The organism is Streptomyces cinnabarinus (genome assembly GCF_027270315.1).
In the GTDB taxonomy this organism is placed as follows: Bacteria; Actinomycetota; Actinomycetes; order Streptomycetales; family Streptomycetaceae; genus Streptomyces; species Streptomyces cinnabarinus.
In genome coordinates this window covers 4980081-5004878 of sequence record NZ_CP114413.1, presented here as the reverse complement: position 1 = coordinate 5004878, position 24798 = coordinate 4980081, and the positions used below count along the sequence as shown (strand labels likewise).

General features: G+C 69.3%; 23 protein-coding genes. 9 read left to right on the top strand and 14 right to left on the bottom strand.

The genetic code is table 11. The features are described from left to right. Positions 1-20: 20 nt before the first annotated feature. A complete protein-coding gene (locus STRCI_RS22630) occupies positions 21-1415 on the top strand; it encodes a glutamate decarboxylase (RefSeq protein ID WP_269660783.1) in 1395 nt (464 codons plus the stop codon). A 32-nt stretch (positions 1416-1447) separates the two neighbouring features. Here STRCI_RS22630 and STRCI_RS22625 read toward each other — a convergent pair whose 3' ends face one another. The 7 genes from STRCI_RS22625 to STRCI_RS22595 all read right to left on the bottom strand — a co-directional run bounded on the left by STRCI_RS22625 (position 1448) and on the right by STRCI_RS22595 (position 8279). Next, positions 1448-2647, bottom strand: coding sequence for a WD40/YVTN/BNR-like repeat-containing protein (locus tag STRCI_RS22625; RefSeq protein WP_269660782.1), 1200 nt, complete (start codon positions 2645-2647; stop codon positions 1448-1450). 82 nt (positions 2648-2729) lie between these two features. Further along, the gene (locus tag STRCI_RS22620; protein ID WP_269660781.1) at positions 2730-3491 is read right to left on the bottom strand and encodes an ABC transporter permease; all 762 of its coding nucleotides are present in this window, start codon (positions 3489-3491) and stop codon (positions 2730-2732) included. Continuing rightward, positions 3488-4438, bottom strand: a complete 951-nt coding sequence (locus STRCI_RS22615; RefSeq protein WP_269660780.1) for an ATP-binding cassette domain-containing protein — start codon at positions 4436-4438, stop codon at positions 3488-3490. The genes STRCI_RS22620 and STRCI_RS22615 overlap by 4 nt, the downstream gene beginning before the upstream one ends. A 123-nt stretch (positions 4439-4561) precedes the next feature. Further along, a complete protein-coding gene (locus tag STRCI_RS22610) occupies positions 4562-5203 on the bottom strand; it encodes a PadR family transcriptional regulator (protein WP_269660779.1) in 642 nt (213 codons plus the stop codon). Positions 5204-5246: 43 nt separating this feature from the next. Further along, on the bottom strand, positions 5247-5783 hold the full coding sequence (locus STRCI_RS22605; RefSeq protein ID WP_269660778.1) for a DinB family protein: 537 nt from the start codon (positions 5781-5783) through the stop codon (positions 5247-5249). A 114-nt stretch (positions 5784-5897) separates the two neighbouring features. Continuing rightward, positions 5898-7358, bottom strand: coding sequence for an aldehyde dehydrogenase family protein (locus STRCI_RS22600; RefSeq protein WP_269660777.1), 1461 nt, complete (start codon positions 7356-7358; stop codon positions 5898-5900). Between the two features lie 96 nt (positions 7359-7454). Then, on the bottom strand, positions 7455-8279 hold the full coding sequence (locus STRCI_RS22595) for a helix-turn-helix domain-containing protein (RefSeq protein ID WP_269664620.1): 825 nt from the start codon (positions 8277-8279) through the stop codon (positions 7455-7457). Positions 8280-8632: 353 nt separating this feature from the next. Between STRCI_RS22595 and STRCI_RS22590 the strand changes: the two genes are divergently transcribed. Beyond that, on the top strand, positions 8633-9127 hold the full coding sequence (locus tag STRCI_RS22590; protein ID WP_269660776.1) for an ATP-binding protein: 495 nt from the start codon (positions 8633-8635) through the stop codon (positions 9125-9127). A 109-nt stretch (positions 9128-9236) separates the two neighbouring features. Here STRCI_RS22590 and STRCI_RS22585 read toward each other — a convergent pair whose 3' ends face one another. The 5 genes from STRCI_RS22585 to rpmG all read right to left on the bottom strand — a co-directional run bounded on the left by STRCI_RS22585 (position 9237) and on the right by rpmG (position 11884). After that, the gene (locus tag STRCI_RS22585; protein ID WP_269660775.1) at positions 9237-9506 is read right to left on the bottom strand and encodes a DUF397 domain-containing protein; all 270 of its coding nucleotides are present in this window, start codon (positions 9504-9506) and stop codon (positions 9237-9239) included. Between the two features lie 596 nt (positions 9507-10102). Next, positions 10103-10339 (bottom strand): 30S ribosomal protein S18, encoded by a 237-nt coding sequence (rpsR, locus tag STRCI_RS22580; RefSeq protein WP_269660774.1) that lies wholly within the window; start codon positions 10337-10339, stop codon positions 10103-10105. A gap of 3 nt (positions 10340-10342) precedes the next feature. Continuing rightward, positions 10343-11467, bottom strand: a complete 1125-nt coding sequence (locus STRCI_RS22575) for a CobW family GTP-binding protein (protein WP_269660773.1) — start codon at positions 11465-11467, stop codon at positions 10343-10345. Then, positions 11467-11715 (bottom strand): type B 50S ribosomal protein L31, encoded by a 249-nt coding sequence (locus STRCI_RS22570; protein WP_269660772.1) that lies wholly within the window; start codon positions 11713-11715, stop codon positions 11467-11469. The genes STRCI_RS22575 and STRCI_RS22570 overlap by 1 nt, the downstream gene beginning before the upstream one ends. 4 nt (positions 11716-11719) lie before the next feature. Continuing rightward, positions 11720-11884, bottom strand: a complete 165-nt coding sequence (gene rpmG / locus STRCI_RS22565) for a 50S ribosomal protein L33 (RefSeq protein ID WP_269660771.1) — start codon at positions 11882-11884, stop codon at positions 11720-11722. Positions 11885-11946: 62 nt separating this feature from the next. Between rpmG and rpmB the strand changes: the two genes are divergently transcribed. The 4 genes from rpmB (at position 11947) to STRCI_RS22545 (ending at position 13710) form a co-directional block, all read left to right on the top strand. Beyond that, positions 11947-12183, top strand: a complete 237-nt coding sequence (gene rpmB, locus STRCI_RS22560; protein ID WP_269660770.1) for a 50S ribosomal protein L28 — start codon at positions 11947-11949, stop codon at positions 12181-12183. After that, entirely contained in the window at positions 12183-12488 is a 306-nt protein-coding gene (gene rpsN, locus STRCI_RS22555; protein WP_269660769.1) for a 30S ribosomal protein S14, read from the top strand. Before rpmB ends, rpsN begins: the two co-directional genes overlap by 1 nt. 151 nt (positions 12489-12639) lie before the next feature. Then, positions 12640-13095 (top strand): hypothetical protein, encoded by a 456-nt coding sequence (locus STRCI_RS22550; protein WP_269664619.1) that lies wholly within the window; start codon positions 12640-12642, stop codon positions 13093-13095. 96 nt (positions 13096-13191) lie between these two features. Continuing rightward, a complete protein-coding gene (locus tag STRCI_RS22545) occupies positions 13192-13710 on the top strand; it encodes a DUF4232 domain-containing protein (protein WP_269660768.1) in 519 nt (172 codons plus the stop codon). A 1-nt stretch (position 13711) separates the two neighbouring features. On the opposite strand, the gene STRCI_RS22540 is transcribed toward STRCI_RS22545, so the two are convergent. Beyond that, positions 13712-14821 carry a DUF2786 domain-containing protein gene (locus STRCI_RS22540; RefSeq protein WP_269660767.1) on the bottom strand — a complete coding sequence of 370 codons (1110 nt, stop codon included), beginning with the start codon at positions 14819-14821 and terminating at the stop codon, positions 13712-13714. Between the two features lie 280 nt (positions 14822-15101). Here STRCI_RS22540 and STRCI_RS22535 point away from each other — a divergent pair, with 280 nt between their 5' ends. Next, complete coding sequence (locus STRCI_RS22535; protein WP_269660766.1) at positions 15102-16787, top strand: bifunctional 3'-5' exonuclease/DNA polymerase; 1686 nt, start codon at positions 15102-15104, stop codon at positions 16785-16787. On the opposite strand, the gene STRCI_RS22530 is transcribed toward STRCI_RS22535, so the two are convergent. Continuing rightward, positions 16769-19825: an AfsR/SARP family transcriptional regulator gene (locus STRCI_RS22530; protein ID WP_269664618.1), complete on the bottom strand. Its 3057-nt coding sequence runs from the start codon at positions 19823-19825 to the stop codon at positions 16769-16771. The genes STRCI_RS22535 and STRCI_RS22530 overlap by 19 nt on opposite strands. Positions 19826-21460: 1635 nt before the next feature. Here STRCI_RS22530 and STRCI_RS22525 point away from each other — a divergent pair. Continuing rightward, complete coding sequence (locus STRCI_RS22525; protein WP_269660765.1) at positions 21461-21946, top strand: hypothetical protein; 486 nt, start codon at positions 21461-21463, stop codon at positions 21944-21946. Between the two features lie 99 nt (positions 21947-22045). After that, positions 22046-24763 carry an HD domain-containing protein gene (locus STRCI_RS22520; protein ID WP_269660764.1) on the top strand — a complete coding sequence of 906 codons (2718 nt, stop codon included), beginning with the start codon at positions 22046-22048 and terminating at the stop codon, positions 24761-24763. Positions 24764-24798 lie beyond the last annotated feature (35 nt).

The window sequence follows — 24798 nt, the reverse complement described above, 5'->3', positions numbered from 1 at the left end:
CCACCCGCAAGGAGACCCCGATGGCGCTGCACAAGGGCCCCGAACGGCCCGATGACCGCCCCCTGTCCGTCAACCCCTTCTACGGCGAGGCCAATCCGGTCAGCCGGATGACCGGGGCGCCGCCCCAGCACCGGCTCCCGGACAGCCCGCTGTCGCCGACGACGGCGTACCAGCTCGTCCATGACGAGCTGATGCTGGACGGCAACTCGCGGCTGAACCTGGCCACCTTCGTCACCACCTGGATGGAGCCGCAGGCCGGGGTGCTGATGGCGGAGTGCCGGGACAAGAACATGATCGACAAGGACGAGTACCCGCGCACCGCCGAGCTGGAGCGGCGCTGTGTGGCGATGCTCGCCGATCTGTGGCACGCGCCCGACCCGGCGGCAGCCGTGGGCTGTTCGACGACCGGGTCCAGCGAGGCCTGCATGCTCGCGGGGATGGCGCTCAAGCGCCGCTGGAGCCGGCGGAACACCAGCGGCCGTCCGAACCTGGTGATGGGCGTCAACGTCCAAGTCTGCTGGGACAAGTTCTGCAACTTCTGGGAGGTGGAGCCCCGGCTGGTGCCCATGGAGGGTGAGCGCTTCCACCTCGACCCCCAGGCGGCGGTCGAGCTGTGCGACGAGAACACCATCGGCGTCGTGGGCATCCTCGGCTCCACCTTCGATGGGTCCTACGAGCCCATCGCCGATCTGTGCGCCGCCCTGGACGCCCTCCAGGAGCGCACCGGCCTCGACATCCCGGTCCATGTCGACGGCGCCTCCGGGGCGATGGTCGCGCCCTTCCTCGACGAGGACCTGGTGTGGGACTTCCGCCTCCCGCGGGTGTCGTCCATCAACACCTCCGGGCACAAGTACGGGCTCGTCTACCCGGGCGTCGGCTGGGCGCTGTGGCGGGACAAGGCGGCGCTGCCCGAGGAGCTGGTGTTCCGCGTGAACTACCTGGGCGGCGACATGCCGACCTTCGCGCTGAACTTCTCCCGGCCCGGCGCCCAGGTCGTCGCGCAGTACTACACCTTCCTGCGGCTGGGCCGGGAGGGCTACCGGGCCGTGCAGCAGACCGCCCGGGACGTCGCGAACGGGCTCGCCGGGCGGATCGAGGCCCTCGGCGACTTCCGACTCCTCACCCGGGGCGACCAGTTGCCGGTCTTCGCCTTCACCACGGCACCCGATGTGACGGCGTACGACGTCTTCGACGTCTCCCGCAGGCTCCGGGAGCACGGCTGGCTGGTGCCCGCGTACACCTTCCCGGCGAACCGGGAGGACCTGTCCGTGCTGCGGGTGGTGTGCCGCAACGGCTTCTCCACGGACCTCGCGGCGCTGCTCCTGGAGGACCTGCAGCGACTGCTCCCCGAACTGCGGCGACAACCGCATCCCCTGGGACGTGAGGCGGGTCAGGCGACCGCCTTCCATCACTAGGCGACGCGCCTGGCCGGCCGGGCCACTCGCCCTCACCCGACCCCCTCCCCCACGGTGAACCCGTGCCAGCGCACGCCGTCCGCCGAAATGCGGTACTGGCCGTTGCCGTAGCTGTCGGTCCACAGCCAGCCGAGGGGAGTGCGGGTGACGGAGCCGGCGGGGCCGCGGGTGCCGCCGGTGGAGCGGAAGGTGCGGGCGCCGTCGGTGCTGTGCCAGACGCCGGACTCGCCGTACACGGTGACGCCGCCGTCGGCAGCAGTGACCGGGTCGCCGAGGATCGACAGGGGTTCGACACCCTTGCGGTAGGCCCAGACGCGGTTCCAGGTCAGGCCGCCGTCGGTGCTGGTGTGGATGGCGCGCAGGCCGTTCTTCCCGCCCTCCTCCTCGGGGAGCCGGCCCGGCTGCGCGGCGAAGAGGCGGTCCGGTCCGGCGGCGACCACGCGCAGGCCCCAGCCGCCTTTCCCCGGCTCGGTCAGCCGGGCCACCTTCCAGGTGCGGCCCCGGTCCTCGCTCTTCGCCAGTGCCGGGCGGCCGGAGGCGTCCAGGCCGGAGACGAAGAGCGCGTCCCGGGCCCCGTCTCCGGCCGGGGCGAGGATGCCCTTCAGGGGCGGCTGCCGTTTCAGGACGCGGAGTTCACCGGTGTCGGGCAGCACGACGAGCAGGCGGTTGCGGGCGCAGGAGTTGAGATCGGACTCCAGCTCCAGGCACTCCTCGGTGAGCAGCGCGCCCTCGGGGACGGTCGCCGTACGGCCCTCCGGGTCGGTCGAACCGCGGGTCCAGCTGCGGCCGTTGTCCCGGGTGAACCAGGTCGGTGCGGGCCGGGGCCACTGCTCGCTCTGGCCGATGATGACGGCACGGCCCGGCCCGAGCACCGTGAGCCCGACGGTGATGCCGTCGTCGCCGGTGACGTCCGGCAACGGTGACTCGGCCGGGCGCCAGCGCCGGGCGCCCCTGTCCAGGACGGCCACGCCCTGCTCGCACCGCGCATCGGTGCACTGTGCGAGCAGGGCGAACCCCGAGCCGTCGGCTGCGAAACCGAGGCTGTGGGACCAGCCGGGGAGGCCCGGAGCGGACGGTATCCGCGGCGGCGGCACCCCGGCCGTGGGCCTGGCGGACGGCGCGACCGAACGCCCCGCGTCGCGCCCGCCCGCCGACCCGCTGTCGCACGCGGACAGCGGCAGGAACAGAAACAGAACCAGGAACAGCTGCGCCCTCGGCAGTCGAAATCCCATGACCCCCCGATCTGCGATCACCAGCAGCGATTGACACTTCTGGTACACCGCAGACCGGCCCTGGGTTCCACTCCTCGCCCGATTACTTGCTCAGCCGCCCGAAGCGCCGCACCGCCAGCGGAAAGAACACCGCCAGCAGCACCAGCGGCCACAGGACGGCGGGCCAGATGTGCCCCGCCTCGCCGCCCGGTGTGCCGAACAGTTCCCGTACCGCGGTCGCGGTCTGGGACATGGGGTTCCACTCGACCACCGTGCCCAGCCAGTCGGGCATGGAGTCGGCGGGGGCGAAGGCGTTGGAGAGGAAGCCGACCGGCCAGACCAGGATCTGGACGGCCTGCACCATCTCCGGCTTCCCCGCCACCATCGCGAGATGGATGCCGATCCACAGCATCGCGAACCGGAACAGCAGCAACAGCCCGACCGCGCCCAGGAAGCCTCCCGCGGAGCCGTTCGCCCGCCAGCCCAGGGCGTACCCGACGCCGATCATCACCGCCAGGCCGACCGCCGACTGAAGCATGTCGGCGACCGAACGGCCCACCAGGACCGCCCCGTTGGACATCGGCATCGAGCGGAAGCGGTCGATGACGCCCTTGTTGAGGTCCTGGGTGACGGCGATCATCGTGCCTTCCAGGCCGAAGGCCATGGTCAGCGCGAGCATGCCGGGCACCAGGTAGTCGATGTAGTCGCCCCGCACGTCCCGGCCGCCGCCGATGAGGTAGCCGAACATCAGCAGCAGCATGACCGGGAAGACCAGCCCCACGATCAACTGGACCGGCTGCCGCGCCCAGTGGGCGAGTTCGCGGCGGGTCATGGTCCAGGAGTCGGTCAGTGCGTACGTGGTCATACGGCCTCCTTCGCGTGGTCCGCCGTCAGATGCAGGAACACCTCGTCCAGCGTCGGGCGCCGCAGGGCGACGTCCTCCGCCGCTATCCCGGCCTCGTGCAGGGCCCGCAGGACCTCCGTGAGCGCCGTCATCCGGTCGGTGACCGGGGCGCTCAGCAGCCGGCGGTCGGTGTCGACGGAGACACCCGCGGGGTCGAACGGCAACAGGGCGACGGCGGCGCCCAGTTGGCCGGCGTCGCGCAGGACGACGTCGATGCGGTCGCCGCCGAGGGCGGCCTTCAGTTCGTCGGCGGTGCCGTCGGCGATGACCCGGCCCGCGTCGACGACCGAGATCCGGTCGGCGAGCTGGTCGGCCTCCTCCAGGTACTGGGTGGTGAGCAGGACCGTCGTACCGCCGCCGACCAGGGAGCGGACCGAGTTCCACACCTCGGCGCGTCCGCGCGGGTCGAGGCCGGTCGTGGGTTCGTCCAGGAACAGCACCTCCGGATCGGTGATCAGGGAGGCGGCGAGGTCGAGGCGGCGCCGCATGCCGCCGCTGTACCGCCGTACCGCCTTGCGGCCGGTGTCGGCGAGGCCGAAGCGCTCCAGGAGCTCGTCGGCCCGCACGCGCGCGCGGCGGGCGCCCAGGTGGTGGAGGCGGCCGAACATCTCCAGGTTCTGGTGGCCGCCGAGCTCCTCGTCGAGCGCCGCGTGCTGGCCCAGCAGGCCGATGCGGGTGCGCACCGCGCGGGCGTCGGTGACCACGTCGTGCCCCGCGACCTGGATGCGGCCCGCGTCGGGCCTGAGCAGGGTGGACAGGACGCGGACCAAGGTGGTCTTGCCCGCGCCGTTCGGCCCGAGCACGCCGTGCACGGTGCCCCGCGTGACGCTCAGGTCGAGGCCGTCCAGTGCTCTCTTCTCGCCGTACTTCTTCTCCGCGCCTTCGACGGTGATCGCCGTATCGGCCACGAACTCTCCCTCGCTAGCCCGTCAGCTCATCGATCAAGCCATTAATCAAACTTGACTACCCGATGGAGGCTAATACCCGGGACCTCACTCGTCAAACTTGATTAGCCGGGATCCGGCGAAGTTCTAGCGAAGATCTCCGGGGTGCCGCTCCCTCGTGGCGTACGGGTTCTCCTCGTCCTCGGCGAGGACGCCGACGAACGGGGCGCCCTCCCCCGCGAAGGTGTACGCGCCGCCCTCGATCCGCTCGATCAGTCCCTGGGTCCACGCGGACTCGGCGTCCGCCGTGTGGACCCAGAGGTTCATAATCTCGCCGATATGACCCAGTTGACCTGGGCCTTCCTCGGGGACGTAGTGCTCGGTGACGGCGGAGCGCCACTCCTCGCTGCGCCGGATCCGCTCCTTGAGCAGGGACACCGTCTCGGCGCGCGGCAGGTCGACCATGAAGCCGATGGCCGCCGACTTCACGTCCATCTTCTGGTCGTAGGAGACCAGCGCCTCCCGGACCAGCCGGAGGAACTCCTCGGTGCCCTGCTCCGTGATCTCGTACTCGGTGCGGGGCGGGCCCCCGGCCGTGGACGGGGCGATCTCGTGCGCGTGCAGCAGGCCCTGTTTCGCCATCTGTTTCAGGGCGTGGTAGATCGAGCCGGGCTTGGCGTTGGACCACTCGTGCGCGCCCCAGTACTCCAGGTCATTGCGCACCTGGTAGCCGTGGGCCCGCCCGTGCTGGCGGACCGCGCCGAGCACGAGGAGACGGATCGCTGACATGTGCCTCAGGTTATGACGTCACCGGTAGGCACAGGCCATGGCCTCAGCTTCCGGCGAGGTCGACCAGTTCGAAGGCCGTCCTGCCGTCCAGCGACTCCCGGATGATGTCGGCGTGGCCGGCGTGCCGGGCGGTCTCACGGATCAGGTGCAGCGCCAGCCAGCGCAGCGACACCCGGCCCTCCGGCGGGAACCAGGGCTGGTCCGGAAGCCCGAAGGTGTCGTCCAGGCTGGGCGCGGACCGGATGAGCGCCTCCGTCTCGGCGGCCACCTTCTCCCAGTACGCGAGCTGCGACGCGACGGTCTCGCCGTCGACCAGGACGAAGCACTCGTGCCAGTTCGACTGGTCACGCGCTACGGCCGGTTCCTCACCCCTGGCCCGCGCGACCCAGCCCTGTTCGACCTCGGCCACATGCTTGACCAGACCGGCCAGGGACAGCTCACTGGCGCTCGGCCGGGACGAAGCCTGCTCGTCCGTCAGCCCGAAGACGGCACGGCGGATGCCGCCGCGCTGCTCCGCGAGGAAGCTCAGCAGCGCTCCGCGCTCGTCGCCCTGCGCCTCTGCGGGAACGTGAGTGACCATGACCGGCCGCCTTTCGTCGGAGTGGCTCCTTGCCTGACACCGACGAAGCTACGGGCCATCGAGGACAGTTTCAGTCCTCGACGGCCCGTCACAAGGAAAAGTCGCGAGGAAGCGTCAGAACGGGAAGCCGCTGCGCCCGTGCTGCACCGAGATCCACTTCATCGTGGTGAACGCGTCCAGCATCGTCTCGCCGTTGAGGCGCCCGAGGCCGGAGTGCTTCTCGCCGCCGAAGGGGACGATCGGCTCGTCGTGGACGGTGCCGTCGTTCACATGGAACATGCCGGTGTCGATCTGCTTGGCGAAGGCCACGCCCCGCTCGATGTCACCGGTGTGGACGGCGCCGCTCAGTCCGTACGGCGTGTCATTGACGAGGCGTACGGCCTCCTCCTCGCCGTCGAACGGGACGAGGAAGACGACCGGCCCGAAGACCTCCTGGCGCAGCAGCGCGGAGTCGGCCGGCACGCCGGTCAGCACGGACGGCTCGACCAGGTTGTCGGTGGTCGCGCCGTGCACCAGGGCGGTGGCGCCCTCGGCGACGGCCTGGTCGACGACGCCCGAAATGGCGTCCGCCTGCGAGGAGTTGATGACCGGGCCGATCACGGTCTCCGGGTCGCGCGGGTCGCCCGCCTTGAGCGTCCTGACCTTGGCGACGAACTTCTCGGTGAACTCGTCGGCGACCGACCGGTCGACCAGGACACGGTTGGCGGCCATGCAGACCTGACCCTGGTGGACGTAGCGGCTGAAGACCGCGGCGTCGACGGCGTAGTCGAGGTCCGCGTCGTCGAGGACCACCAGGGCGCTGTTGCCGCCGAGTTCGAGGACCGAGCGCTTGAAGTGCGAGGCGCAGACGGTGGCGACATGGCGGCCGACCTTGTCGGAGCCGGTGAAGGAGATGACCTTCGGGACCGGGTGCTCGATGAACGCGTCGCCGATCTCCGCTATGTCGGTGACGACGACGTTGAGCAGTCCGGCGGGCAGGCCCGCGTCCTCGAAGAGCTTGGCGACCAGGGTGCCGCCGACGATCGGCGTGTTCTGGTGCGGCTTGAGGACCACGCCGTTGCCGAGCGCGAGCGCCGGGGCGACCGACTTCAGCGACAGCAGGAAGGGGAAGTTGAAGGGGCTGATCACACCGACCACGCCCACCGGGACGCGGTAGACGCGGTTCTCCTTGCCGTCCACCGGCGAGGGGATGATCCGGCCCTCGGGGCGCAGCGCCAGATGGACCGACTCGCGCAGGAACTCCTTGGCGAGGTGGAGTTCGAAGCCCGCCTTCAGGCGGGTGCCGCCCAGCTCGGCGATGATCATCTCGCTGATCTCGGCCTCGCGGTCCTCGATCAGTCTGAGGGCCTTCTCGAAAACGGCGCGCCGCGCGTAGGCGTTCGTCGCGGCCCATTCCTTCTGGGCGCGGGCGGCGGCCTGGTAGGCCTCATCCACCTCGTCGATCGTGGCTATGGTGATCGAGGCGAGCTTCTCACCGTCGTACGGGTTGAAGTCGATGATGTCCCAGGAGCCAGTGCCCGGGCGCCACTCACCGTCGATGTACTGCTGGGCCAGGTCGGTGAAGTAGGACGACATGTGATCCCTCGAATCCCCTAAGCGGACATCCCTGCGGACACCTGATCAGTTTCTGATCGTCTCCACGGTCTGATCACACGTCATCGTACTTGTGTTTCAAGACAGTTGAAGGAGTCCTCGGAGAAGGTCGCGACTCTCGTCGGGGCCGGGACTGTCGTGCTGGAGCTCCTTCAGCGCCTTCTCGTACTGGGCGACGTCCTCGTGCTTGTCCAGATACAGCGCACTGGTGAGCTGCTCCAGATAGACGACGTCGGACAGATCGGACTCCGGGAAGCTGAGGATGGTGAAGGCGCCGGACTCGCCGGAGTGCCCGCCGAAGCCGAACGGCATGATCTGGAGCCGCACATTGGGGCGTTCGGAGATGTCGATCAGATGCTGGAGCTGACCGCGCATCACCGCACGGTCACCGTACGGGCGGCGCAGGGCAGCCTCGTCGAGGACGATGTGGAACTCCGGGGCGTTCTCGTCCACGAGGTACTTCTGCCGCTCCAGACGCAGCGCCACCCGCCGCTCGACGTCGGCCTCGCTCGCGCCCTTCATCCCGCGCCGCACGACCGCGCGGGCGTAGGCCTCGGTCTGCAGCAGACCGTGCACGAACTGCACCTCGTACGCCCGGATCAGCGCCGCGGCGCCCTCCAGGCCGACGTAGGTGGGGAACCAGCTGGGCAGCACGTCGGAGTAACTGTGCCACCAGCCCGCGACGTTGGCCTCCTTGGCGAGGGAGAGCAGCGAGATGCGCTCCGCCTCGTCGGTGATGCCGTACAGCGTCAACAGGTCTTCGACGTCCCTGGTCTTGAAGCTCACCCGGCCCAACTCCATCCGGCTGATCTTCGACTCGGACGCGCGGATCGAGTACCCCGCGGCCTCACGCGTGATCCCGCGTGCCTCACGCAGTCGCCTGAGTTGCGAGCCGAGCAGCATCCGCCGCACCACCGATCCGGGCTCTCCCGCGCTCACGTTCGCCAGCCTCCCCAACCTCTTCAGGGCCCGAAGTCTGCCACTAAAACACTCCGAGCTGTACTCGTCCGATTACGCAGACGGAAAGAAGCCAAAGATTTCCTTCAGGAAGGAGCGACCAGAACACAAGCGGGGCGCGCGAAGATGGCGGAAAAAATGGCCAACAAGCGGTACGGGAGGGTCCAATTCGGTCACGTGCACGTGCATCTGCCCTTGCATCTGCTGTACGCATCCGAAACCATGGTCCCGCGCAACCGCTGCATCGCAACGACCGCGAATTCCCGGGAGTGCCTCGCATGGGGACGAATGGATCGACCATGCTCGAGCCGTTACGGCAGGGCCTTCCGCCGCTGGATCCCGCGGCCGTGTCCAACGCCGCCTCCTGCGCACTCCCCGCCCGCTACGAAGCGGTGCGCGAGGCCCGCCAGTTCACCCGCAGAACGCTCGACCAGTGGGACATAGGCGAGCGCTTCGACGATGTGTGCCTGGTGGTGTCCGAACTCGTCACCAACGCCCTGCGCCACGCCCTTCCGGCCGGCCACGCGCGCGTGCCCGAGCAGACACCTCCGGTACGGCTGCATCTGATGCGGTGGACCGAGCGGCTGGTGTGCGCGGTGCGCGACCCCAGTCACGACAGCCCGGTCGCACGGGACACGGACGACTTCTCGGCGGAGTCCGGGCGCGGCCTGTTCCTGGTGGACTCCTTCGCGGACGGCTGGGGCTGGCATCCCATGGCCGGCACGCTCAACGGCAAGGTGGTCTGGGCACTGTTCCGGCTGCCGCACAAGCCGCAGTCCGGCTCCGCCGAGTGATGAACCACGGCGCTTCGCGGCGCCGTGCTTCTACGCGCGTAACCGAGCGGTCACGGCATGTATTCATCGCCAACTGCCCGAAATGTTCCGCGAGTTGCCCGTTCGGGCATCAGCCCGCTATCAAGTGGTCGAACTCGCCGTCCTTGATGCCCAGGAGCATCGCCTCGATCTCGGCGCGGGTGTAGACGAGCGCCGGACCGTCCGGGAAACGCGAATTGCGTACGGCGACGTCACCGCCGGGAAGCCGGGCGAACTCCACGCACGAGCCCTGCGAGTTGCTGTGCCGACTCTTCTGCCAGGCGACACCGCTGAGCCGGGTCGCGGCCATGCCGTTGTACACGCCGGACGCGTCGTCAACGTCGTACACGTCGTGATCCACAGGTCGCTCCCCGGTGGTGCACTGGCTGGTGAGGCCATTGATGCATTGGTCAACTGACCCGGATCATAACCCTGTTCATGTGCGGATGCATGAGAGGATGCACGGGCAGATGCACGTGCACGCGGGGTGTTCCTGCGGTTACAGGTACCACGCCCTTCCTCGTCCATGATCTTCCGCGCCATGGACTGAGCCGGATCGTCCGGATCGAATGCCTCGCGTATGTAGGAACAGACGCATGCGACGCCATTCCTGTTCCAACGTGCGTGCATTGTTCGGTCGGCGGACCCGTCCGGAATGGCGTCGTCCCAGTGGACGCTCGGCATCCGCTCTTTGCCGTGGGAGAAGTCGGCAGGAAGCGCGGTCCCGAGGGCGTGCGGCGGCGGACGGGGGTGACGGCGAGGTCGTCACCGGGTGCGGTGCGCCGGTCGGTCCATCGTCGGACGGCCGGGCGAGCCGGTCGCCGGGCCCGTGCAGACGCACGTGCCGGAACCCCTCGTACGGATGAATGCGATGCCATACCTCGGGGAGGGGAGGGGGTTCCGGGCGGGGGTGCGGTGTCGGCCATGGGGTGGCCGGCAGGGGGCGGGGCTCCCGGCTCAGCGGGTCGCGTACGGCAGCAGCGCCATCTCGCGCGCGTTCTTGACGGCCCGGGCCAGCCGGCGCTGCTGCCGGGCGGAGATCCGGGTCACCCGGCGGCTGCGGATCTTGCCGCGGTCGGAGATGAACTTCCGCAGCAGCTCGGTGTCCTTGTAGTCGATGTACTCGATGCCTGCTCGGTCCAGCGGGTTGGGCCGGTTCTTCGCGGGCTTGCCGCGGTCGGGCTTGCGGGGCATGGGTCAGACCTCCAGGAGGGTGTCGAAGGCGGGCGGCAGCCGCTTCCAGGCGGCGCGGCCCGCGGCGTACTCGGCATCGGTCAGCAGACAGGACTCCAGCAGCCGTGCGAGGCCGTCGCGGTCCAGGCCGGGCGAGGTGAAGACGAGGTGCTGGCAGCAGTCGCCGTGCTCGGGGTGCCAGTCCAGCGCTGCGGCCGCCCGGCGCACCGGCGGGACCAGCTCCCAGGCCGCGTCCGGGAGCGAGGCCAGCCAGGGGCCCGCGCTCTCCACGCACAGGGCGCCGCCCGCCGCGTCCCAGTGCAGCAGGGCGTCCGGCCGGTCCGCCAGCCAGAAGCGGCCCCGGCTGCGGGCGGCGGCGCAGGTCAGGTCCTCCAGCGCCGCGTACAGCCGCTCCGGGTGGAAGGGGCGGCGGCGGTGCCAGACGAGCGTGGAGACGCCGTGCGCGTCCGCCTCGGCGGGCAGCAGGGCGCACGCGGGGTGCTGGGCGGCCGCGGCGGCCTCGACGTCGAATCCGGCGCGTACGGCGCCCGCCAGGTCGCCGTGGCCGATCAGGACCTGGCGGGCCGTCGGGTGCAGCTGCGCGAGCAGCTCGCGGTCCTCGTCGTCCTCGTCCGCCGACTCCACGAGGGCGAGGACGGGCGCGTACTCCAGCTGGCGCGCGAAGGTGTCGGCGACCGTGCGCTGATCGGTGGGTGCTGCGGCCAGGCCCCGCTCGGCCAGGTCGTCGCCGTTGGCGAGGTACGGCAGCAACAGGGCCGGGTCGACGGCGGTGACCACGCCGGTCAGGCCGAGACCGCCGGAGGTGATCACCTCCGCCATCGCCTTGGGCTCCACGGAGTCCCACAGCTCGACGACGGCGAGCGGCGTGCCGCCCGCCTCCTCGATGCGCTTCAGCTCCGGCACCAGGTCCTCGCGCAGGGCGCAGCAGGCGCAGTCGTTGACGAGGGGCGTCTCGGCGGCGGAGCGCGTGCCATTGGCGTCGCGGATCGACCGTACGACGGTGCCGGCGACGGCCGTGGCGAGGTCGTGGTGGAGCGCGACACCGCCGGGCACCTCGACGAGCAGCCGGTCGACGGCGGCCCTGCGGGCGTCGGCGTGCAGTCCGCCGACGATCACGACGGGGAGCATCAGCCCTGCCCTCCGTACCGGCGCTCGAAGCGCTCCACGCGTCCGGCGGTGTCCAGCACGCGCGCGGTGCCGGTGTGGAAGGGGTGGCTGACGTCGGAGATCTCGACGTCCACGACGGGGTAGGTGCGGCCGTCCTCCCACTCGATCGTCTTCTCGCTGGTCATCGTCGAGCGGGTGAGGAAGGCGTGGCCGGCGGCCCGGTCCCGGAAGACGACGGGGCCGTAGGCGGGGTGGATTCCCTCGCGCATGGCGTCAGCGCTCCTCTCGGAAGTCGACGTGGCGGCCGACGACCGGGTCGTACTTGCGCAGGGTCATGCGGTCCGGGTCGTTGCGGCGGTTCTTGCGGGTGACGTAGGTGAAGCCGGTTCCCGCCGTGGAGCGGAGCCTGATGACCGGGCGGAGTTCGTTGCGAGCCATGCTGGTACCTTACTGAAAATGAATTCCATTTACACAACCGCTTCGAGAGAGGTGCGTCACCTGTGTCCGCCCACTGCATGCTGACCGGCGCCACGCCCGGCTTCGGCAACCGGATCTCCCACTCCCATCGGCGGACGTCCCGCCGCTTCGACCCCAACATCCAGGCCAGGCGCTACTGGCTGCCGAGCGAGAGCAGGTACGTGCGGCTCAGGCTGAGCGCGAAGGGCATCAAGACCGTCGACGCGATCGGCGTCGAGGCCGCCGTGGCGCGCATCCGCGCGCGTGGGGTGCGTGTCTGATGGCCAAGAAGAGCAAGATCGCGAAGAACGAGCGGCGGCAGTCGGTGGTCGCGCGGTACGCGCGGCGGCGGGCCGAGCTGAAGGAGATCATCCGGCGGCCGTCGTCGACGGAGTCCGAACGGCTCACGGCCCAGCGGGAGCTGCGCCGCCAGCCGCGCGACGCGAGCGCCACGCGCGTGCGCAACCGGGACCAGGTGGACGGGCGCCCGCGCGGGTACTTCCGGGCCTTCGGGCTGTCCCGGATCTCGCTGCGGGAGCAGGCGCACGCGGGGTATCTGCCGGGGGTGCGCAAGTCGTCCTGGTAGCCGGGGGGCGTACGTCCTTCGGTGGCCGCCCCCGGAGCCGTTCTGATTCTGGTTACGGGCTGGTAGCTTGCTGCGGACCTATCGTCCGACCGGCTCGACCTGGGGGCTTGCAGTGACTTCGGCGACGTACGCGCGCGTGGCGCGCAGGCGGATGCGGCTCATGGCCGTGGCCTCGGGGCTGGCCGGGGTGCTCGTGCTGAGCGGGTGCAGCGACGACTCCCCCGACGAGGGCTCGCCCAGCACGAGCGCGACGCCGTCCGCCGCCGAGACCGCCGACACCGGCGGGGGCAGCGGCGGTGGTACGGCCTCCCCCGCGGGCGAGCTGGAGGGCAGCTGGCTCGCCACGACCGACGGCAAGGCGGTGGCGCTGGTCGTCACCGGGAGCCAGGCGGGGCTGTTCGCGACGGGCGGGACCGTGTGCAGCGGTACGGCCGGCGAGACGATCCGCCTGAAGTGCACCGACGGCACCGAGGACCGGACGACCGGCACGGTCGAATCCGTCGGCAAAGACACGCTCAAGGTGACCTGGGACAGCGAGCTGGGCACCGAGACGTACCAGAAGGCCGACGGGGCCACCCTGCCCACGGGACTGCCGACCGCGGGATAGGCCGCGGGCCGGGCCGCGGGTCGGGCGACCGCCTCGCGGCCGGATGCGTGATGATCCATGCACTCGATCCGTCACGCACGCCTCAGAGGACCCCATATGCGCGCCACCGCCGTCCCGCTCGCCGCCCTCGCCCTGGCCCTTCTGCTGACCTCCTGCAGCGACGGTGACGGTGGTGACGGCGGCGGGGAGAAGCAGAGCGAGGGCGCCACGGCCGCCTGCGCGATCGGCGACGTGGGGGTGGAGGTCGGCCCCGCCAACAACGCCCCGGCCCCCGGGGACACCGGCAACGTGCCCGTCACGCTCACCAACAACACCGCCGACTGCACCCTGGACGGGCTGCCCTCGGTGACCCTGCAGGCGGAGGGCACCTCGGCGGAGGTCCCCCCGGACGCGGCGGCGACCGGGGAGAAGCGCACGCTCGCCGAGGGCGGCACCGTGTCCTTCACCATCACCTATGTGCGCGGCGAGGGCGAGGGCAGTCTCACCGCGCAGACGGCCGAGTTCGCACTGCCGGGCGCGGACACCACGGAGAGCTTCCCCTGGTCGTACGGCGACGTCGCGCTCAAGGACGGGAAGCCGGAGGCGTCGGTGAGCGGGTTCCAGCAGGGCGACTGAGTCAGCCCCGGTCCAGCGGGCGCCGGGCCCTCACCTGGGCCTGGTCGGCGGCTTCGGCGCCCTCGGTCCAGCCCGCCGCGTCGGTGACGCCGCGCAGCCGGGACGTGGTGGTCTCGGGGAACATGCGGTCCAGCCGGTCGGTGACCGCGACCTCCCGGGAGGCCAGGACCGGCAGCAGGTCGTCGCTGACCTGGCTCTCGGCGGCCCGCGTGAGGCGGGTGCCGATGCGGTGGGCGTAGGCGGCGAGGAACGACTGCCGGAAGGTCTTGGTCCGCTTGCGGCCGCCCGCCCGCTGGGCCGCCTCCGCCCTCGTCAGCGCCGTCTGGGCCTGGACGAGGAGCGAGGTGTGGAGCAGCTCGACCACCTCCAGATCGGCCTCGAATCCGACCACGGTGGAGAAGCCGAGGGGTTCGTTCCACACCGCGCGGCAGTGGTTCGCAGCGGCCACCGCGTCCAGCAGCACCGCCTTGGCCTGCTCGTACGGCGCCTCGACCCCGATCCGGCAGGCGCCGGGGGTGTCGGGCGCGGGCGCCTGCGCCGATAGCAGCGCCTCGTCCACGCTGTGCCGCGCCATCAGCTCCTGCGCCTTGGCGGTCAGTGCCTCCGCCTCCTCCGGGAACCCCGTCGCCTCCGCCTTGGCCAGCAGCGCGCGGATCCGGGTCAGCATGCGGGACTCGGGCCTGCGGGAGTGCTGCGGCTCGTCGAGGGGCTCCAGGGCCGGCAGTCGCAGCAGCAGGCGGTACAGCTCCAGGACGGCCGTCGCGTACGAGAAACGGTCGCCCGCGCGCGTGGGCGTCACGTCCAGCTCGTCGAGCTGCGCGCGCCACCGGGGTCCTCGCGGGATGTCGTCCGGCGCCTGCGCGTGGACGAGGGAAGCCAGCAGCCGCAGATGGACGTCGTCCAGATCGCGGCGGACCATCCGGGCGACGTCCGCGGGCTGCCAGCCGCGCCGCCAGGCCGCCGCGACGAACTCCGTTCCCCGGCGCTCCAGTTCCCCGTCCGCGCCCGGGTCCGCGGCGAGAAGGGAGGCGCCGGTGTCCAGGGCCGTGTCGGAGGCGGTGTGGAGGGCGGCCTGGAAGGCGAGGTCGACGGTGCGGGGCTTGCTGCTCACGTAGGGATCGTGCCATGGGGTCCGGATCGGGGGCCGGGGGGCCGGGGTGCCGGGGGCCAGAGGGCCGGGGGGCCGGGGGGCCAGGGGGCCAGGGGGCCAGGGGGCCGGGGGGCCGGGGTGCCGGGGGCTCAGGGGTCGAGGCCGGGTGCCGGGGTGCCGGGGGCTCGGGGGTCGAGGTCGGGGGCCCGGGGGCCCGGGGGCCCGCCCGCCCGTAGAAGCCGGTCGCTGTCGGATCCGGCGTGAGGGGCCGTTGTCAGACCCCCCTGTCACACTCACGACCATGACCGACCGGTGGGCTCTCGCACCGGCCGAGGACGGCGGCGCCGAGCTCGCCCCCCTCGGCCCGGACGGGCTGCCCGCCGGGCCGGTCGTGCGGGAACCGGACCTCGCCGCTGCGGTGCGCGGCAGGCCGGAGGTCGCGCGCTGGGTCTGGCGTTCCACCGCCGAGGTCTACCCGCGTCTGCTCGCCACGGGGGTGCGAGTGGAGCGGTGCTACGACATCGAGGACGCCGAGACCCTCCTGCTCGGCCACGAGGGGCGGTACGGCGAACCCCGTTCCGCGGCAGCCGCCCTGGCCCGGCTGCGCGGCGGGCCCGTACCGCCCGACCCGCCCCAGCGGGCGGCCGAACCCGGGGCGCAGTCCTCGCTGTTCGAGCCGCAGGCCGTGCATCTGCCGCTGACCGACCTCCTGGAGGTCTACGCCGAGCAGCAGCGGCGGCACGACAAGGCGGCGCACCCGGAGCGGATGCGGCTGCTGACGGCAGCCGAGTCGGCGGGGATGCTGGTCGCCGCCGAGATGAACCGGGCCGGGCTGCCGTGGAGCGCCGACGTGCACCGGCAAGTGCTGCACGAACTGCTCGGCGAGCGGTACGCGGGCGGTGGCGAGCCGCGTCGCCTCGCCGAGCTGGCCGACGAGGTGTCCGCCGCCTTCGGCCGCCGGGTCCGGCCCGATCTGCCCGCCGATGTGATCAAGGCCTTCGCGCGGGCGGGCATCAAGGTCAAGTCGACCCGGCGCTGGGAGATCGAGTCCGTCGACCATCCGGCCGTGGCGCCGCTGATCGAGTACAAGAAGCTGTACCGGATCTGGGTGGCCCATGGCTGGTCCTGGCTCCAGGACTGGGTGCGCGAGGGGCGGTTCCGGCCGGAGTTCCTCGCGGGCGGCACCGTCACCGGCCGCTGGGTGACCAACGGCGGGGGCGGACTCCAGATCCCCAAGGTGATCCGGCGTGCGGTCGTCGCCGACCCCGGCTGGCGGCTCGTCGTCGCCGACGCCGACCAGATGGAGCCGCGGGTGCTCGCCGCGATCTCCCGCGACCCCGGTCTGATGGAGGTGGCGGGCCGCGAGAGCGACCTGTACCAGTCGGTGTCCGACCGGGCCTTCTCCGGCGACCGCGACCAGGCCAAGCTCGCGGTGCTCGGCGCGGTCTACGGCCAGACCTCCGGCGACGGCCTGAAGAACCTCGCCGCGCTCAGACGCCGCTTCCCGCGAGCCGTGTCCTACGTCGACGAGGCGGCGCGGGCCGGTGAGGAGGGGCGGCTGGTGCGCACCTGGCTGGGCCGCACCTGCCCGCCCGCGGCCGGCGGAGGCGAGGCCGCTGAGGAGGCGGGTATCCCGATGGGCGAGGAGGACTCCGACGACCGTCAGCAGTGGGTGCCGGGGTACGCCTCCACCGACGCCCGCGCGCGGGGCCGCTTCGCCCGTAACTTCGTCGTCCAGGGCAGCGCGGCCGACTGGGCGCTGCTGCTGCTCGCCGCGCTGCGCCAGTCCTGCGCGGAGATGGCTGCCGAGCTGGTCTTCTTCCAGCACGACGAGGTCATCGTGCACTGTCCCGAGGAGGAGGCGGAGGCGGTCGTGGCGGCGATCCGGGAGGCGGCGGAGCTGGCGGGGCGGCTGACGTTCGGGGAGACGCCGGTGCGGTTTCCGTTCACCACGGCGGTGGTGGAGTGCTACGCGGAGGCGAAGTGATCGGAGGTGGGGGGTTCACCGATGTCGGCCAGCAGGGAGGCGAGTTCGGCAACGACCGCCTTCTCGTCCGTGCCGGTCAGGGCGTCGAGCGCCGCCTGCCAGGAGGTGCGGGCCTCCTCGGTCCGGCCCGACTCGCTGAGCAGGAGTCCGAGCTGGTGGCGGGCGAGGCCGCCGATGTAGCGGTCGGCGCGGGCGTCGGCGCGGCGCAGCAGTTCGGCGCACTCCCGGTCGGCGCGTTCGGTGCGGCCCAGCTGCCGCAGGGAGCGGACCAGGCCGAGACGGGTCTGCGACTCGCCGTGCCAGTCGCCCTGGTCGACGAGGTCCCGCAGGCTCTCCTCGAAGTGCCGGGCCGCCGCGCCCGGTTCACCGAGGGTGAGATGGGCGTAGCCGATGTTGCACCGCGCGTAGAGCTGGATGAGGACGTTGCCGATCGTCTCGCCGATCGCCAGCGAGAGACGGTGCTGCTCGATGGCGGCGCGCGGGTCGGTGTGCTCGAACAGGTTGCCGAGGTGCTGGTGGGTCACGGCCTCGCCGTACGGATCGTTCAACCGGCGTGAGTAGGCGAGGCTCTGGCGCAGCGCGCGCCCCGACTCCTCGTAGCGGCCGAGTCCTTCGAGCAGCAGGCCCCGGTTGTTGAGGCTGCGGCGCATCCAGGACAGGACACCGAGCCGCTGCCAGATGGTCAGGGCCTCGTCGTTGAGGGTGAGGGCCTCGTTGTGGCGGCCGGTCAGGAAGTGCACGCCGGCCAGGTCACCGAGGGCGTACGCCTCGGCCGCCTCGTCCCCGAGCCGCCGGGCGACCCGGAGCGCGGCCCGGCCGAGGACCTCCATCTCGGCGACCCGGCCGCTGCGCTGGACGTAGGGGAAGAGCAGCCGCAGCAGCGTGCACAGGCGGGCGGCGATACGCGTGTCGGGGGCATCGGCGTACCGCTCGGCGAGCGCGGCGATGTTCTCCAGCTCCGCGTCGCCCCAGGCGAAGGCGGCCTCGGGGCCGTCGAAGGGGTGCGTGTCGGCGACATGGGCCGCGTGCTCGGGCGGCTGGCATGAGGTGGGGCGGCGCCGGTCGTCCTGGTCGAGGCCGGGTTCGACGATCGCGGTGAGGGTGCGTTCGGCGAGGGCGGCGTACCAGCTCAGGGCGGATTCGGCGACGGCGGTGCCGCCCGCCGTTCCGGCCAGCTCGCGGGCGAAGTCGCGGACCAGGTCATGGGGGACGTAACGGCCGAGGGCGGTCTCCTCCAGGAGGGCCACGTCGACCAGGCGGTCGAGGGCGTCCTCGGCGCGGCGGACTCCCGTGCCGCTCAGGCGGGCCAGCAGGGGTGCGCCGTACTCGGGCAGGTCGAGGGCGCCGATCCGGCGCAGTACGAGGGCCGCGTCCCGGTCGGCCTCGCGGTCGGAGGCGGCGAGCGCGTCGTGCGCCACGGCGAGGGAGCGGCGGACGCTGAGGTCGTCGTACTCCAGATGGTGCAACCGCCACTCGGTGGCGGCCAGTTGACCGGCCAGCACCTCCGGGGTGAGGGCCCGGCGGGCGGCGAGCCGGGCGGCGACGACCCGTAGGGCGAGCGGGAGGCGGCCGGTCAGTTCCACGAGGGGGTGACCGGCGTCGATCCCTTCCTCCCGTCCGGACACCGCCCGCAGCAGCGCGGCACTGTCCTCGTCGGACAGCGGCGCGAGGGGGAAACGCCGGACGCCGTCGAGGGCGGCGAGCGACGAACGGCTGGTGATGATCACGGCACAGCCGGGGCCCGCGGGCAGCAGCGACCGTACCTGCGCGGCGTTCGCGGCGTCGTCCAGGACCAGGAGGGTGCGGGTCGGCGCGAGCATCGACCGCAGCAACGCCGCGGCCGCGTCCGGGTGTTCGGGGATGGATCGGGGGTCGGCGCCCACGTCCCGCAGCAGTGCGGCGAGGGCCTGCGCGGAGGTGAGCGGGAGCATGCCCGGGGTGGCGCCGTGCAGATTGACGTAGAGCTGACCGTCGGGGAAGCGGTCGGTGAGGGCGTGGGCGACGTGGAGGGCGAGGGCGCTCTTCCCGATACCGGCCATACCGGTCAGGACGGCGATGGTGGGGCCGGGGGTGGCGAGGGTGCCGTGGAGGGTTTCGGCGAGGAGGGCCCGGCCGGTGAAGTGGGCGGGGGGTGGGGGAAGTTGGGCGGGGCGAGGGGCGGGCGTGGGGGTCCCCGGGGCTTGAACATGGGCGTCCGCGGCCGGGTGCGCACCCCCGGAACCCGCACGGGACCCGCCCTCTGCACCACTCTCACCGTCGTCACCCCTCCCCTCCTCTCCCCCACGGAGGACCTCCAGGTGTGCCTCGCGTACGGCGGGACCGGGCTCCACGCCGAGTTCCTCCACGAGCCTGCGCCGCAGGTCGCGGTGGGCGGCGAGGGCCTCGGCCTGACGGCCGCTGCGGTGCAGGGCGAGCATGAGCTGGCGGTGGTAGGCCTCGCGCAGCGGGTGTTCGGCGGCGAGGGCGGCCAACTCGGGCAGAAGCGCGTCGAGTCGGCCGTCGGCGAGGGCCAACTCGGCGTCGTAGCGCCACTCCAGGAGCAGCAGTCGGGCCTCTCTGAGGCGCTGGACGAGGGCGTAGCCGCCCAGTTCGGCCGGGAGTCCGCTGAGGGGGGTGCCGCGCCAGAGGGCGAGGGCGGCGGCGCATTCGCAGAGGGTGCGGCGCCAGTCCCGGCCCGCGTGGGCGGCGCGCGCGGCGGCGGAGTGGGCGTCGAAGGTGTGGATGTCGAGTTCGCCGTCGTCGACGCGGAGGAGGTAGCCGGGGGACACGGCCCGCAGCCGGGTGGGGTCGTCGAGGAGCCGACGGAGCCGGGTGACGTGGTTGTGGAGGGAGGCGTGGGCGGAGGCGGGCGGGGCGCCGCCCCAGAGCGCGTCCTTGAGCGCCTCGACGGAGACGGTACGGCCGGCTTCGAGCAGGAGGGCGGTCAGGAGCAGGCGCACCTTAGGGCTGCCCACGGGACGGACTACGGCGCCGTCCGGGCCGTGGTCGTAGAGAATCGGCGGTCCCAGCAGGCCGAACCGCAGCTCGCACCGCTTCACGCCGCCCACTGCCTTCCCGCGCACGGCTTCGTGCGCGTACCCCGGGCCGACACGGCCGTCGATGGCGGAATACCGCCGGTCGACGGCGGTATTCCGCCACCTGTTCCCGACGGGCTGCCCGCCGGAATCCGCTACTGTTCCGGCCACCCGACAAGATCGCCTCGACGACTTCACGCCAATCGGCCGACGACAGTCCTGGGAACCGTTGGCCACATGTTAGCGATCCGTTAGTGCGGTCTGATGTGATCACTTCATCGGATCCGGCCCGACGGTGCGCGCGTAAGACGCGTTGCTCGGGGGAGTGTTACCGCCTTGCCGGATCCGCGGACGCAACGGGTCCCGGCCGGCGGAGGTGACCGGCCGGGACCCGCGTCCACCTCTCCTCGGCAGGACGCCGTACGGCCGCGACACCGACCCACTCGGCCCCCGCAACGCCATTCGCCAGGTTTCGCCACCCCCCGCAGAGCGCTGACCAGCCAGTTCCAAACGATCTAGGCGATGCGGTCACCGCGCCACCCTCAACGCCAGGGTTTCACCACGGGTCTTCGCCACGGCCCGACCGCCGGGTTCCGTTCCGGACGCTTGATGCTCCCCATGACTTGGGGTTTCCTCGTCCTGGAACCGCGAGGTTTCCACGCCGCGCATACGGCCTGACCCCGGGTGGCGTCCCGGGGCCAGGCCCACATGCGGGGCTAGCCGGCGAGCCCGGCCGTGCAACCAGCGGCCGGGCTCGCTAGCACCCGACCAGCCGGCCGGACCGCCACCGGCGCCTCACACATCTCCGGTCTCCCATCTCTCAACATCTCCAACTGTGTTGGGACCCGCCCGATCCGGGCGGGCGCAAGGGAGAGAGACGCGCCGGACACCCGCAAGTTAACCGGCGCTCCAGTAGCGCCACCGGTGGTTCAAGGGTGGCGAATGCTGGCGAACACCACCGCGCACTCCGGCCCCCGTCTGCGCCGGGGCCCACGGACACAACAAAAAGCCCAGCTCAGAGCGAGTCCGAGCTGGGCTTCAGTGGAGCCGCCTTCGGGATTCGAACCCGAGACCTACGCATTACGAGTTGTCTGATCTTGGTCCGGAGGTGTCCACTCATGTCCCCGGAGCGGCATGATGGCCTGATCAGGCGAGGCCACGGACTTCAATGGACCACGGCGGACGTTTGTGGATCGGACGCCGGATGAGACCGCCATTGAGACCACCAGCAGCGTCGGCGATCTTGAAGGCTGTTACTCGTGGGGCGAAGTACCACCCGCCCCCGCAAAGAGCTGCGCCCCTGCCCAGGTCGATTCGCCAGAGGCCCGGGATGCCGGAAACCGTACTCGCTCACCTCCGCCTGGGGCCATCGAAGACGGACGGGAGCGCTCCGCGCCCATGCCACTGCTCCGTCGGCCCTCGCGAACGGGGCCGCCTCATCTCGGAGCCGCCTGAGGCGGCCCCACGCCGCGGCGCGGATGGGACCCGAAGGAGTACTACCGTCGGTGCGGGCCCTCCACGTCTGCGCGCCTGAGACGGTCACTGCTTGTTGACTGCTAGCGGACTCATGGCGAGCGCTTCCACTGCGGAGTTCCGCCAAATCGCCCTGCTGGAACGACACTTCATCCTATGCTGCCGGAGAGCATAGAAGGTGGGGGCATGACTACATCGGAGCCGAACACACCGGAAACGGGTGCGCTTCGCGATCAGTTCGCATTGGAGCGGTACCGATACGTACTGCAGCAGATCCAAGCCGTGAACGAAAATACACATCGATTCCTGGCCATTTATCAAACGCTCGCTACAGCATTGGTTGGGGCAGCGCTGGCACTCTTCGTCGGTTACCGAAAGTGGGAAGTGGCCCCAGACGTCGCACGCTCCGGAGTGATCGGGTTACTAGTACTGACCACAATGGTCGCCGCATTCACAGCAACGTTGATCGCGGTGGGCGCAGCCGCTTGGCTTGACTACCGAAACGAAGAGTGCGACATAACAGATGAAATGGTAGGTCCTGGATTCCGCAAGCGTCCTCGCCCTGGCAACCTACTGCGCTGGTATGAAACCTACGTTCTCCTTTTCATTATTTTCTCCGTAATGTTGATGTGGGTGCTTTCTGGGATTCTCGTGATACCTGCAATAAAATAGCACAGCAGAGTGTCCTTATATCGACTACACCCCTTCTGTTTCGCGCCGCCGACAAGCGGGACGGAGGCTAGCCCAATAATCGGTTGATCGGAGGCATTAATGGATTACGAGGAGACGCGTTTTTGGAGACTCTTCAGCGAGCAGATTGGGGTGCAAGCTCAGAGTGAGGCGCAGCGGCTTGCAGAGCAGTTTAAGAGTAGCCGCAAACGGGCTGCGCTTATCGCTGCAGAGATCAGTCGAGATTCTGCAGACCTAACACAGCACGACATTTCTCACATCGACGCTCTTTGGGAGTATGCCGAGCTAGTTTGCGGCCCAGAGTACGTGCTAAACCCTGCCGAGATCTATGTCCTGGGCATCGCCTTCCTTGCCCACGATCTAGCCAATGGATTGGCGGCAATCCCGGGAGGGATGGAACATGTAAAGAAAGATGCAAGATGGCTAGATATCTTGACTTCGGAATACCGGGCAGAGAACGGCGTTTACCCTTCACCCGAGAAACTTACCGAACCGGATCCCGAGATAAAATCCCGAGCAATCTCACGCTATCTCCGCGAGACACATGCCGACTTCGCCGCAAATATTCCCTTGGAGCCATACAAGGACACAGCTACAGGCGAATCATTCTATCTGCTAGAGGACGCTGAACTGCGCAATCAATATGGACACCTGGCCGGCCGCATCGCAGCGAGCCATTGGTGGCCATCAAGAGCGTTGCGCGAGGAATTCAGTGTGCGAATTGGTGCGCGTGCCAGCATGCCCAGTTCATGGGAGGTAGACCCACTCGCACTTGCCTTCATTCTTCGATGTGCAGATGCCAGTCATTTGGATTCCCGTAGGGCACCTGCCTTTTTGCGTGCAGTGCGGAGCCCAAGGACCGAATCAATGCCGCACTGGGTCTTTCAGGACAAGCTTCAGAAACCGCGCATTCACGATGATCGATTGTCATACACCAGCTTGAGCCCCTTCGGACGGAACGAATCCGAGGCTTGGTGGGTCTGCCACGACGCCCTCTCAACGCTCCATCACGAACTTACAGCAGCCGATAACATCCTATCTGATTCAGGGAGGGATCGGTTTGCTGCGCGAGGCGTAGTAGGTATTAGCGACCTGGAGGAGCTCTCTCGGAACATCCGGACTGATGGCTGGCACCCGATCAACGCCACGGTTAAGGCTACCGACGTAATCACTCTCGTCCGCCGCCTGGGGGGTGCAGAACTATACGGCAATGATCCATCAATCCCCATTCGAGAATTGATCAGTAACGCTGCCGACGCCGTGCGGGCGAAGAAATCACTTCTGGGTGCATCCGGAGCGCGCCCCTGGGAAATTACGGGGGATGTCACCGTTTCACTAAATGACGATACAGATGGGACCTGGCTCCATATTCACGACACAGGTCTCGGCATGTCAAAAAACGTCCTGACGAATGCACTTTTGAACTTCGGCACCTCTTACTGGGATTCACCCGACTCGCGGCGAGACCTCCCGGGACTACTTTCGTCTGACTTCCGCCCTACGGGGCGGTATGGTATCGGATTCTTTTCCGTATTCATGATTGGCCGCTCAGTTCGAGTAACCTCTCGTCGCTATGACGCTGCTGCGAGCGAGACAATGGTACTTGAGTTCGCAAACGGCCTGACCGGGCGCCCGCTGCTGAGGAATGCCGAGTTTCATGAGCAGCTAGTGACCGGTGGCACCGAGGTCAGGGTACTACTGAACACGGACCTTTCCGATATCCTGACCTTCGATGATCATCGTGGAGTTCTAGAGAGCCACACGCTAACTTTGGCTGAGTATTATGCCTGGCTCTGCCCTGCACTGGATGTAAATCTCTACGTGGTAAACGAAAACGGGGAGCGCGTTCTCGCTGTAGAAGCAGATGATTGGAAGCGCCTCGATCGCGACTCACTTATTGATCGGCTACATGCAGACCATCGACCAAGTGAGCGTGAGCAATTCAAACAGGTGATCAACGGCGACCCGGAGCCTGTCTATTCGCCTCTCGGGGAAATGGTGGCCAAGATAGCCATTGCGCCCATGATCAGCGATGCTGAACTCCGCGAGCGTCCTGACTCCGATGACCTTCATGGAGTGGACTGGATTTCCATGGCTGCTCCACTCGTAGTCGGCGGGGTGCGTGCCAAATCAAGCATGCAGAACTGTGCAGGTCTAATCGTTGGTAGAACACTGCGAGCAGCGCGCGACGTTGCGATTCCTGTTATCCCTGCACAGGATTTCTCTGCTTGGGCTACCAGCCAGGCTGAATCTTGGAATCCGACTTGGGACCACTATATGCAGAATATCACCCTGCATTTGGTTTCACTTTACGCGGAGCCAGGGAAAATGCCAATAGGTGAAACGTCGGATGGCCCGGTGACATATGAGCAACTGGTCGAGCACTGCAAAAATCTGAGTCGCGTTATCCTATTGCAGGATGCCGCGTGGTCCAATTACTGCAGAAGAGATGGCGCCAGCCAACATGAACTCCAAAACGACGTGGTTCTTATGCATCCGGGATACGCGTCGGTCTTGAGTTTCGAACGCAGCCCACATGGCGGGCAGCATATTGATGCTCACGATTGGGTGGGACACTTCTCTGTCGGCGAGAACTCGGTCGCACCCAACTCGATTCCAGGCATCGTCATTCGAGCCGTGGCTCAAGCATGGAGCATCGATGAGTCCGAGCTTCAATCAGCCTATGCCCGCCGGGAAAGAGGTGATGCAAGGCAAATTGAGGTCGTCGGGGTAAGTAAAAAGGGTGAAACTGTGAAGAGCGTGCGACTCTCGACAGTGGCTGTTCTTTCACGAGAATAGGCGATTACATAAGTATCACCCCGGAACAGGCGCCA

What these genes read in the sequence shown, in the direction of transcription:
- STRCI_RS22525 (WP_269660765.1), top strand. Translation starts at nt 21,461, where the DNA reads ATGACTACATCGGAGCCGAACACACCGGAAACGGGTGCGCTTCGCGAT.
- STRCI_RS22590 (WP_269660776.1), top strand. Translation starts at nt 8,633, where the DNA reads ATGCTCGAGCCGTTACGGCAGGGCCTTCCGCCGCTGGATCCCGCGGCC.
- rpsR (WP_269660774.1), bottom strand. Translation starts at nt 10,339, where the DNA reads ATGCCCCGCAAGCCCGACCGCGGCAAGCCCGCGAAGAACCGGCCCAAC.
- STRCI_RS22535 (WP_269660766.1), top strand. Translation starts at nt 15,102, where the DNA reads ATGACCGACCGGTGGGCTCTCGCACCGGCCGAGGACGGCGGCGCCGAG.
- STRCI_RS22520 (WP_269660764.1), top strand. Translation starts at nt 22,046, where the DNA reads ATGGATTACGAGGAGACGCGTTTTTGGAGACTCTTCAGCGAGCAGATT.
- STRCI_RS22570 (WP_269660772.1), bottom strand. Translation starts at nt 11,715, where the DNA reads ATGCGCGAGGGAATCCACCCCGCCTACGGCCCCGTCGTCTTCCGGGAC.
- STRCI_RS22605 (WP_269660778.1), bottom strand. Translation starts at nt 5,783, where the DNA reads ATGGTCACTCACGTTCCCGCAGAGGCGCAGGGCGACGAGCGCGGAGCG.
- STRCI_RS22610 (WP_269660779.1), bottom strand. Translation starts at nt 5,203, where the DNA reads ATGTCAGCGATCCGTCTCCTCGTGCTCGGCGCGGTCCGCCAGCACGGG.
- STRCI_RS22575 (WP_269660773.1), bottom strand. Translation starts at nt 11,467, where the DNA reads ATGCTCCCCGTCGTGATCGTCGGCGGACTGCACGCCGACGCCCGCAGG.
- STRCI_RS22600 (WP_269660777.1), bottom strand. Translation starts at nt 7,358, where the DNA reads ATGTCGTCCTACTTCACCGACCTGGCCCAGCAGTACATCGACGGTGAG.
- STRCI_RS22620 (WP_269660781.1), bottom strand. Translation starts at nt 3,491, where the DNA reads ATGACCACGTACGCACTGACCGACTCCTGGACCATGACCCGCCGCGAA.
- rpsN (WP_269660769.1), top strand. Translation starts at nt 12,183, where the DNA reads ATGGCCAAGAAGAGCAAGATCGCGAAGAACGAGCGGCGGCAGTCGGTG.
- STRCI_RS22550 (WP_269664619.1), top strand. Translation starts at nt 12,640, where the DNA reads ATGCGGCTCATGGCCGTGGCCTCGGGGCTGGCCGGGGTGCTCGTGCTG.
- STRCI_RS22630 (WP_269660783.1), top strand. Translation starts at nt 21, where the DNA reads ATGGCGCTGCACAAGGGCCCCGAACGGCCCGATGACCGCCCCCTGTCC.
- rpmG (WP_269660771.1), bottom strand. Translation starts at nt 11,884, where the DNA reads ATGGCTCGCAACGAACTCCGCCCGGTCATCAGGCTCCGCTCCACGGCG.
- STRCI_RS22545 (WP_269660768.1), top strand. Translation starts at nt 13,192, where the DNA reads ATGCGCGCCACCGCCGTCCCGCTCGCCGCCCTCGCCCTGGCCCTTCTG.
- STRCI_RS22595 (WP_269664620.1), bottom strand. Translation starts at nt 8,279, where the DNA reads ATGCTGCTCGGCTCGCAACTCAGGCGACTGCGTGAGGCACGCGGGATC.
- STRCI_RS22625 (WP_269660782.1), bottom strand. Translation starts at nt 2,647, where the DNA reads ATGGGATTTCGACTGCCGAGGGCGCAGCTGTTCCTGGTTCTGTTTCTG.